This is a genomic window from Holdemanella sp. (genome assembly GCF_056804935.1).
In genome coordinates this window covers 1-3,880 of sequence record NZ_DBMEXE010000155.1, presented here as the reverse complement: position 1 = coordinate 3,880, position 3,880 = coordinate 1, and the positions used below count along the sequence as shown (strand labels likewise).

Annotated in this window: 3 protein-coding genes and 1 other annotated feature; all 3 genes read left to right on the top strand. The window is 34.8% G+C overall.

Annotated elements, in window-relative coordinates; translation table 11 throughout:
• On the top strand, positions 1 to 269 hold a 269-nt coding region (locus ACZQCL_RS07245), incomplete at its 5' end, for a hypothetical protein (RefSeq protein ID WP_482482486.1).
• Positions 270 to 287: 18 nt separating this feature from the next.
• Positions 288 to 484: a binding site (T-box leader), on the top strand.
• Between the two features lie 37 nt (positions 485 to 521).
• Positions 522 to 2,936, top strand: a complete 2,415-nt coding sequence (gene leuS, locus ACZQCL_RS07240) for a leucine--tRNA ligase (RefSeq protein WP_482482484.1) — start codon at positions 522 to 524, stop codon at positions 2,934 to 2,936.
• 12 nt (positions 2,937 to 2,948) lie between these two features.
• Positions 2,949 to 3,880 (top strand): peptidoglycan bridge formation glycyltransferase FemA/FemB family protein (locus ACZQCL_RS07235; RefSeq protein WP_482482482.1); only part of this gene is annotated, 932 nt, incomplete at its 3' end.

Below are 3,880 nucleotides of genomic sequence, written 5' to 3'. Positions count from 1 at the left end.
AAAATGTGTATTTATTAAAGGCTAATCAACAAAATATTCTTGAACTATCCATTGTAGATCATGCCAAACATATGATTCACAATAATAATCGCATCAAGTTGTGTCATACGAGTGAAAAAATAATAAAGGATAAAGATGAAAGGATACAGAATATAGATGTGCATTTTGAAGATCATGAGACTTTTATTGAATGTACATATTTAGATGTTTCAATGAAAATCTATTACGATGATAAGGCAATCGTTTCGGTTGATATTGACGAACAATGAAAAAAAAGATAAAATTGATGCATAGCGATGAATTAGAGTAGTAGAAGGAAATGACAATTTTTAGAGAGCTAAAGTTGGTGAAATTTAGCATTGTACAGCCTTTGAACTTGCTAAGGAGCTGATGAGTAATGTTATCCGTATACTCTGCGATAAAGAGTTTGAGGGCACAATGAGAATTGTGAACTAAGGTGGTACCGCGTACAAACGTCCTTAGATTTCAAGGGCGTTTTTTATTTTTAATAGGAGGCTAATATGTACGATCATTTAGAAGTAGAAAAGAAATGGCAGAAATATTGGGCAGATCATGAAACATTCAAAACGGATGTTTGGGATTTTTCAAAACCTAAATTTTATGCACTAGACATGTTCCCATACCCAAGTGGTGTCGGATTGCATGCTGGACACCCAGAAGGATATACAGCTACAGATATTGTTTCACGTATGAAACGTATGCAAGGATATAATGTGCTTCACCCAATGGGATATGATTCATTTGGACTTCCAGCTGAACAATATGCTGTTCAAACAGGAAATAACCCAAATGGCTTTACACAAACAAATATCAAGACTTTCACAAAACAGTTGCAGGAATTAGGGTTTGACTATGACTGGTCAAAAATGATCGCAACATCTGATCCAGAATTCTATCATTGGACACAATGGATTTTTAAACAATTGTATAAAGATGGCTATGCCAAATATGTAGACATGCCAGTAAACTGGTGTGAAGAATTGGGTACAGTATTATCGAATGATGAAGTTATCGATGGTAAGAGTGAACGTGGTGGATATCCAGTTATTCGTAAAAATATGAAACAACTATGTATCGACCAGGCTGCTTTTGCGGAACGATTACTTGAAGGTTTAAATGAAATTGACTGGCCAGAATCGACAAAGGAAATGCAAAGAAACTGGATTGGCCGTTCAACGGGTGTTGAGGTTCAATTTGAAATTGTAGGTGGAGGAAAATTCTCTATCTTTACAACATGTATCGAAACAATTTATGGTATTACATTCATGGTACTTGCACCAGACGGAGATTTAGTGCAGGAATTAATGCCTAGAATTAAAAATCAGGATGAAGTAAAAGCTTATATTCCAGAAACGGTTTCAAAATCTGAAATGGACCGTACAGAATTGAATAAAGGAAAAACAGGATGTCGTCTAGAAGGTATTAAAGCCATCAACCCAGTCAATGGCAGAGAAGTTGAAGTCTTTATTGGAGATTTCGTTTTGGCAAATTATGGAACGGGTGCTGTTATGGCTGTACCAAGTCATGATCAACGTGACTTTGAATATGCGATTGCCCACAATATTGATAGGATTCAAGTTATCGAAGGACAAGACGTAAGTGAGCATGCCTTTGAAAAACAGGACTATTTAGGAAAAGGCTGCAAGCTAATCAACTCCGAAGAATTTACAGGTCTTACTGTAGAAGAGGCAAAAGTAGCTATCACTAAAAAATTAGTGGATATGGGAATCGCCAAAGAAACAGTAAACTATCGTTTCCGTGAATGGATTTTTGCTCGTCAGCGTTATTGGGGAGAACCCGTACCAATCGTACACTTAGAAGATGGAACTGACTATGTTCTTCCAGATGAAGAATTGCCGTTGATTTTACCGGAGTTAGAAGACTATAAGGGACACAATGGAAAAGCACCACTTGAAAATGCGACAGAATGGAAACAATACAACCAAAATGGTGTGAAGGGTGTTCGTGAAACAAGTACAATGCCTGGATCTGCTGGATCTTCATGGTATTATTTACGTTATATTGATCCACACAATGATAAACAATTGGCTAATCCAGAATTATTAAAGCACTGGATGCCTGTTGATTTATATGTTGGTGGGCCAGAACATGCTGTAGGACATTTGATGTATTCACGTATCTGGAACAACTATCTATACGATAAGGGTATTGTGGCATGTAAAGAACCATTCAAAAAATTAGTGCACCAAGGTATGATCTTAGGTGAAAACGGAATTAAAATGGGAAAACGATTCCCTAAATATGTTGTCAATCCTTCAGACATCGTAAAAAAATATGGTGCCGATACACTTCGTTTATATGAAATGTTCATGGGACCATTGGAACAAAGTAAACCATGGTCAATGGCTGGATGTGATGGTGCTAGAAGATGGATTGATCGTGTTTATCGTTTATTTATTGAATCTGGTAAAATCACAGATACAAATGATGGTAAATTAGATAAAGTCTATAACCAGACTGTTAAAAAGGTTACCGAAGATTATGAATCATTAGGATTCAATACAGCTATTTCACAAATGATGATCTTTGTGAATGAAGCATATAAGGCTGACACCGTTTATAAACCATATGCTGAAGGAATCGTGAAGATGCTTTCATGTATTACACCTCATATTGGTGAAGAAATGTGGCAATTATTAGGTCACGAATCTACAATTGCGTATGAGCCTTGGCCAACATATGATGAAGCTAAATTAGTGGAAGATACAATCACTTGTGTTGTTCAGGTCAATGGTAAAGTGCGTGGTAAATTTGAAGCGGCTGTTGGTTCTAGCAATGAAGTACTTCAAAAACATGCTATGGAACTTGAAACAGTTCAACGCCAGCTTGAAGGAAAGACAATTCGTAAAGTGATCGTTGTTAAGGGTAAAGTTGTAAACATTGTTGCCAACTAAGAAGGTGTGTTTATGCAAATCAAAACCATAAGTATCCAAGAGTATCGTAATTATTTAGATACTCTTGATGCTGTTATCTTTCAACAATCGGATTTTCAGGCACAAAAGTTTATGCATGATGGCTGGCAAGTTGAATTTATTCAAGCTAGTGAGCAAGGTAATGTATATGCAACGTGTATGCTTGCATATATTCCTTTGATGAAAGTCTTTAAATATTGTTATATTTCAAGAGGATTTATTGCTGATTATAAACAAAAGGATAAGCTTAATAGTTTTGTATCCGAGTTGAAAAAATATCTTAAAAAGAAGAATGTTGTGTATCTAGAAACAGATCCGGAGATTGATTTACAAGAAAGAGATAAAGATGGAAATATTGTTGAAGGTGGATTCAATAATTTTGATGTAGTAGAAAATTTGAAGTCATCAGGCTTTGTACAACTTCCATTGACTCAAGGCTATGATTTAAATAAAGAGTGTCGTTGGTGTTCAAGTTTAGATCTACGTAATAAAACGGCCGATGATATTTTTAAAGAGTTTTCTTACACAACAAGACAGGACGTTCGTAGTGCACAAAAATATTGTGTAAATGTCAGAAAATTAAATGTTAATGAATTAGATATTCTAGATTCTATGGAACAAGAGACGAGTAAGCGTCATAACTTCCATGCTTTTGATTTAAACTATTATAAAGAACTTTATGAGTTCTATGGCGATGATCATGTAGAAACGTGGTTGTCTTATTTAGATTTAGATCAATATTCTTCTAAAATACAGAAAGAATATGATAAGACTTTAAAAGATATTGAAAAGACAAAGACATTCTTAGAATCAAATCCTGGTAATGTTAAAAAGGAAAAACGTTTAAAGACGGATGAAGAATACTATAATTCTTTAAAGAAAAAATTAAACCAAATTTCAGGCTTAAGAAATGAATATGGTGAAAT